Raw genomic sequence first — 5410 nt, 5'->3', positions numbered from 1 at the left:
GGCGGACACACGATGTGTGTCCGCCCTTCGACGTACGTGGTAGCGGGGACAGGATTTGAACCTGCGACCTCTGGGTTATGAGCCCAGCGAGCTACCGAGCTGCTCCACCCCGCGTCGGTGAGCCTGAGTCTACGGCACGATCCGGTGATCACAAACCGGATTCCTGCGCGGCCCGTGCTGGCGGGGTCAGCGGGGTCAGGGCCTGGAAGGCGCGGCGGGTCTGTGGTTTAGCCGGGACGTTCTCGGCCTGGCCGCGTCGAGGGTCTCGCCGAGGGTGAGGTGGTGCAGGTACGCGGTGGTGGCGCTGCCGGAGCCGGCAGCGAACTGCCACCAGAACTGGGCGGTGTCCATACGGTTGGTGACGAACAGCAGGCTGCCGAAGACGAGCGCGCCTTCGGGGTGAACCTGGTCGGAGTTGATGAGCCGGCCGAGGGAGCGGCCGGCCTGGGGTGCGTTGAGGACGAGGGCAACGGCCAGGTCGAGTTCGTGGAATGCCTGCTCGTGGTCGGACGGGAAGGGGGCCGGAGCCGCCGTGATGTGGGCGGCTGCGGCAGGCGGCGCGGTGCTGGTGCAGGTGAAGACCCTGGCCTCGGAGGCATCCGTGTGGGGCGATTGTGTTCGGTGCCTGCTGGGGCGAGGGCGCGTTCGCGCGCCGGCGGGTTGCCGGTGCGCGAACGCCCTCGCGTGGTGTTGCGGTGGGTTGTCTGCGCGGGTGTGTGCGGGTCAGTACTGGGTGGTGGCGGTGACGCCGCTGAACGCGGTCCTGCCGTAGAGGCTGAGGTAGCGGTAGCCGGCTGTCGAGTTGGTGACGGTGATGTTCTGGGTGCCGGTGCTCTTGGTGGAGGAGGCGGTGTGGGCGGTGTTCGAGGCCCAGGTGTCGGCGTTGTAGTAGAGATAGGCCGTGCCGGTGCCGCCGGTCGTGGTGACGTCGAGGGTCACGGCGCCGGCGGGCATGTAGATGCACAGCCGGTCCAGGCGCGGGAGTAGGTGCACCAGTACGATCGCAGCGGCGGCCGCCAGCTGCTCGGGTCCTTGTCGGCCTTCGCCCGGTTCGAGGCGGCGGAGACCGCGACCAGCTAGGTCGGCTGCCGGCAGGTGAGCTCGGCCGCGGGCAGGGGCAGCGATTCCGGCAACCGGATCGGTGCGTGGTCCATCAGGAGAACGCCCTCGCTGTCCCGGATGGTGAGGGCTTCTGCGGGCAGGGCCGCGAGCCGGGTGAGCTCTTGGCCGAAGAGGTAGTGGATGGCGCTGCGGTGCGGAGGTCGAGCGGGAGCCGTACGGCACAGAACTCATGCCGAGATCGAACTCAGTGCACTCTCATTTCACATTGCGAGATCCAGAGCAATCGACACGACTCGGCCAGTCGGTCGTTTCCGCAGGTCAGCGAGGCGCTGACCTGCGGAAACCTCCGAGACATCGCAGTGGCCTGGGAAGGGCAGGGCTTCGCGCCCGTCGCCCCGGACGAGCTGCACTACCAGGACACAGGGGCACGACGCTCCTCGTTCCAGTCCTACGCCCAGGCGGTCGACTGGAGGGATCGGGGCCACGTGGAGCGGGCTCTGCTGGTCTTCGAGGAGCTGATGCGGGTCGCCCGGCGTGATGAGTGGCAGGGCAAGTGGCTGGAGGACCTCACCGTCCCGCTGGAGCGGTCCACCGCGACCTCTCCGACGACCCCGCCGGCGCCATCGGTAGCGCCAAGCAGCTGATCGAGGCCACCGCCAAGACAGTCCTGCGCGAACGCGGCCTGCCCGTCGACGAGAACGCCAAGATGCCCGCCCTGATCAAGCAGGCCCAGAAAGCCCTCGCTCTGGACGCCTCCGCCGCCTCAGCGCCTCGCCCGCAGTACAGCATTCGGCCCACCAGTGCTCCACCGAAGACGACCTCGCCCACGCCGACCAGCGAGGACTGGATGGCCAGCGCCGTGCCGAACGGGCCATGGTGGCCACCGCCGCCAGCAGCAGCGTTCTCACAGGGGGCCCTGGCCTCAGGCTGGCAGTGCGCCGAAGGTGGCGTTTAGAAGGCTCGCTAAAGTTGAGTGCCACCTTGTCAAGAAAGCTTTTGTGGCGCTATAACTTTCTCGTCGAGGTGCCCGGGCGGGAGAACAGGGCTGGGCAGGTCCGGCGCCATGCCGTCCGTGGGCACCCGTGACCGTTCACGACTGTGAGGAGCTGATCCCCCTTGCTGATGCGTACCAACTCCCTGCGCGACCTCGACCGGCTCTCCCGCCCCCGCAGGATCACCATCACGGCCAAGGTCGAACGCGAGGCCATCTCCGTCTGACCCCGGCGGCGCGGCCTGGACGTTCGTTCCCAGTCCCTGCCGCGCCGACCGGCCGCCGCCCTGCCGGGTGTCGCTCGCCTGCACCGGCGAGCACCCTGGGCGCCAGCGGACCCGTTCGTATGGGCCCGGACCCACCTTCCGGTCCGGGCCCGTACGGCGGGTCGCCAGCGGGGTGCCCGGCGTGGTCCACGGCCGGCCGCCCTTGCCCGGGTGCGGTCGCGTGCGCGGCCTTGGGCGCGCACGGTTGAACCATGGGGATCGTGGTTCTGCTGGAGCTGGTTGAGCCGTTGGACGCGCGCATCCTGGGGGTGGGCGGTGATCCGGTGGACGTCCTGTCGGTGCGCCGGGTCCACGCCGCTCTCTCGGATCCGGATGCCCCCGATGGCCCGGGGCCTTCGACCGCGTGCGGAATGGACACCGGCGCGATGGTGGTCGAGCGATGGAGCCCGGAACGGCCGGGGCAGGGGTGGCATCCGCCGCGTTGGGCCGGATACGTCTGCCTGACCTGTGATGCCGCTGTCCGCGCCTTCTGATTCAGGAATGCGGCGGGCCGGCTGGGCCTATCGGGCCCGCGGCGGACTGTCATCGTCGTGGGGGGTGTCGATGGCGTCGCGCAGGGCGGGCAGGTCCGTGATGGCGGCCTGTTCGGCGAAGCGGGCCAGAAGCCTACGGAGGCCCCGCTCGTCCCGGTCTCGGACTGCTTCGCCTATGGCCGCCGCCAGCGACGCCTGGGTATGGGGGTCGGGGGTGCGCACCTGCCGCGCGGCCTGCGGCCCTTCCACCGCTCGCCTCCCGTTCACTTGTGGTCCTGGCCGCTGGGCGCGGCGTCTCCCGTCCTTGCACGGCTGCGGCGACCGGCCGCCCCACCCCGTGCGGGGCGAAGACTACCTCCCCAACCGGCACCGAAAAATCTATGCCCGCCGGAGTAGACATTGCCGCGCACCGTGGTTAATGTTTCTCTCGTAGACGAGGTCAGCGGTACCCGCCAGACACGAACTGGCGGGCAGCAGTACAGAAGTTCGCAGGTAGGAACGGTTGCAGGGTCCTGAAGCCAGGGATGGTGCAGGACGGCGACGGGACTGGCGGCCGGGCCAGGTGGCCCGCAGGCATCAGGGGTCGCCACCGAGCGGTACCGCAGTTCGGTAAGCGCAGTACCAGCAGTGTGAAGTCGAGTTGGGCAGTACCAGCAGTCGAAGTACGCGGTATCCCGGTGAAGGCGCCCAGACTGCGGGCGCGCGCGCTGGGAGTCCGGCAGTGGGGTTCCAAGCCGAGTGGTTAGCAGGACGGGCGACGGGGCTGGCTGCCGGACCCGGTGGACCGCAAGGACCGCCACAGCAGCACCGAGTGGTTGGCACTACCACGCAGTTCGAAGTACAAGCAGTTCCGCAGTACCAAGCAGTTCGCAGTACCAGGCCAGTACAGAGGATGAATGGAGGGGACAGAGCGCCATCAGGATCGCCCGGCCCGTGAGGAAGTCGCCCGGGCGGAATCCGAAGACCCCAAGGCAAGGACGGTGGTTTCCGGTCACGCATACGCGATCCCCGCACACCCCCTCCCCCGGGGCAGTGCGGATACAAGGAAGCCGGCCACAAGGCCGGCAGATGGTGTAAAACCCTTCGGGGCCCCGGGAGCCGAAATGGCCCCGGGGCCCCTCAGCGCGTCCCCGGACACAACAACAAGAAGAGGTGCAGTGACCACGGCAACCATTCGACCGCATACCCCCGACTCCCTCGACGACGACGACTACCCCGCCTACACCATGGGCCGCGCCGCCGAGATGACCGGCACCACCCCTGGCTTCCTGCGAGCCCTCGGCGAACACCGCCTCATCACCCCCCTGCGCTCCGACGGCGGCCACCGCCGCTACTCCCGCTACCAACTGCGCATCGCCATGCGCGCCCGCGACCTCGTCGACCAGGGCACCCCCATCGAGGCCGCCTGCCGCATCGTCATCCTCGAAGACCAACTCGAAGAAGCCCTGCGCATCAACGAAGAGCTCCGCCGTTCCCCGCGCGGCCAGGAGTCCGCCGCCGACACCTGACCCGCCTGCCAGGCCGACGAGACCGGTCCGCGGTGAGCGACGGGCGCTCACCGCAGGCCGCCCCGGGACACGACTACCCCTCAGTCCCCGATCGCCGGCCGACCGTTCTCCAACGGCCAGGCTGCCCAACCCCCTGTCTCACTGGCGCGGACCGGTTCCAGGCGCCCGGACCTTGACTCGGGGGGCGCTACGGTGGGGTTGCGCTGCCGAACGCGGGTCGTCAGGCAAGTCGCCCGCTTTGCGGGCGCCCCGGCCCGCCCGAGACCGGGGCTGCGAGGAGTACTCGGTGGCGGTCCCCGCGGAGTCCGACCCCCTGCCCTCGACATCCGCCTGCGATCGGGGACCGGCGCCCTGGTGTTCGACGCGATGGGCGACCGGGACCAGGACAGCGGCCGAAATGCTGAACGCCGTCGCGGACAGCGCCCTGGGCACGCGACTGCCGGCGCGTCGGCGCCGGCAGGGCGGGCCTAGAAGCTGAGCAGGCCGATGGCGTGGCCGTCGGGGTCGACCACCGGCCACGTGTCCAGGCCGCGGGCGCGCATGGCGGCGGCTGCGGTGTCGGCGGGCATGTCGGCGGTGGCGAACGGGGCCTGGTCGAGGACGATGTCGCGCACAGGGGTGCGCTCGGTGGCCCGGGTGCGGGTCTGGAACGGGGCGAGGTGCATGCGGGTCAGCAGCCCGGCGCAGCGGCCGTCGTCGTCGCGGACCAGGAGGTGGTCGGCGCCGGAGCTGTGCAGGATGTCGATCGCCATGTCGACCATGACGTCGTCGCTGATCTGCAGCTCGGGGTGTCTCATGAGGTCGCCGACCGTGGCGGTGGTCGCGGGGTGTTCGAGGGTGAGGGTCATGGGCGGACTCCTTGGTGTCGGTTTCCGCCGGGGCCGGCGGTGGTCGGGGCCTCGGCGGTGGGATGGCCGGCGGGGTCCGCCGGAGCGGGCCGGGACTCGTGTTTCGCGCTGGTGAGTCGTGGGGGGGCGGGCCCCGTCCGGCGGCCCGGGCCCCCAACAACACAACACAGCCGGGGGCCCACCGACCAGGAGGGCCGCCCCGGCCGCGGGGGCACCACGTTGGGAGGGACCCCGCACGGGC

Annotated in this window: 6 protein-coding genes and 1 tRNA gene; 3 read left to right on the top strand and 4 right to left on the bottom strand. The window is 70.5% G+C overall.

What is annotated here, in order from left to right:
- Positions 1-37: 37 nt before the first annotated feature.
- The 3 genes from ACFVHV_RS37260 to ACFVHV_RS37250 all read right to left on the bottom strand — a co-directional run bounded on the left by ACFVHV_RS37260 (position 38) and on the right by ACFVHV_RS37250 (position 993).
- A tRNA-Met gene (locus ACFVHV_RS37260) sits at positions 38-114 on the bottom strand.
- Positions 115-195: 81 nt separating this feature from the next.
- On the bottom strand, positions 196-351 hold the full coding sequence (locus ACFVHV_RS37255; RefSeq protein ID WP_380357448.1) for a hypothetical protein: 156 nt from the start codon (positions 349-351) through the stop codon (positions 196-198).
- 372 nt (positions 352-723) lie between these two features.
- On the bottom strand, positions 724-993 hold the full coding sequence (locus tag ACFVHV_RS37250) for a pre-peptidase C-terminal domain-containing protein (RefSeq protein WP_380357445.1): 270 nt from the start codon (positions 991-993) through the stop codon (positions 724-726).
- A gap of 428 nt (positions 994-1421) precedes the next feature.
- On the opposite strand from ACFVHV_RS37250, the gene ACFVHV_RS37245 reads away from it, so the two are divergent.
- From ACFVHV_RS37245 to ACFVHV_RS37235, 3 genes are all read left to right on the top strand, one after another.
- Complete coding sequence (locus tag ACFVHV_RS37245) at positions 1422-1706, top strand: hypothetical protein (protein ID WP_359913440.1); 285 nt, start codon at positions 1422-1424, stop codon at positions 1704-1706.
- A gap of 834 nt (positions 1707-2540) precedes the next feature.
- On the top strand, positions 2541-2813 hold the full coding sequence (locus tag ACFVHV_RS37240) for a hypothetical protein (protein ID WP_380357442.1): 273 nt from the start codon (positions 2541-2543) through the stop codon (positions 2811-2813).
- Positions 2814-4039: 1226 nt separating this feature from the next.
- Entirely contained in the window at positions 4040-4321 is a 282-nt protein-coding gene (locus ACFVHV_RS37235; RefSeq protein WP_359913448.1) for a MerR family transcriptional regulator, read from the top strand.
- 467 nt (positions 4322-4788) lie between these two features.
- On the opposite strand, the gene ACFVHV_RS37230 is transcribed toward ACFVHV_RS37235, so the two are convergent.
- Positions 4789-5169: a CBS domain-containing protein gene (locus ACFVHV_RS37230; RefSeq protein ID WP_359913435.1), complete on the bottom strand. Its 381-nt coding sequence runs from the start codon at positions 5167-5169 to the stop codon at positions 4789-4791.
- Between the last annotated feature and the right edge of the window lie 241 nt (positions 5170-5410).

The sequence above is a fragment of the Kitasatospora sp. NPDC127116 genome, from assembly GCF_042677365.1.
In the GTDB taxonomy this organism is placed as follows: domain Bacteria; phylum Actinomycetota; class Actinomycetes; order Streptomycetales; family Streptomycetaceae; genus Kitasatospora; species Kitasatospora lactacystinica.
The sequence above is the reverse complement of the archived record's forward strand: the minus strand, read 5'-3'. Positions and strand labels throughout refer to the sequence as shown.

Bases quoted from the DNA above. Each gene is read 5' to 3' on its own strand.
- ACFVHV_RS37255 (WP_380357448.1), bottom strand. From the start codon at position 351: ATGGACACCGCCCAGTTCTGGTGGCAGTTCGCTGCCGGCTCCGGCAGC.
- ACFVHV_RS37235 (WP_359913448.1), top strand. From the start codon at position 4,040: ATGGGCCGCGCCGCCGAGATGACCGGCACCACCCCTGGCTTCCTGCGA.
- ACFVHV_RS37230 (WP_359913435.1), bottom strand. From the start codon at position 5,169: ATGACCCTCACCCTCGAACACCCCGCGACCACCGCCACGGTCGGCGAC.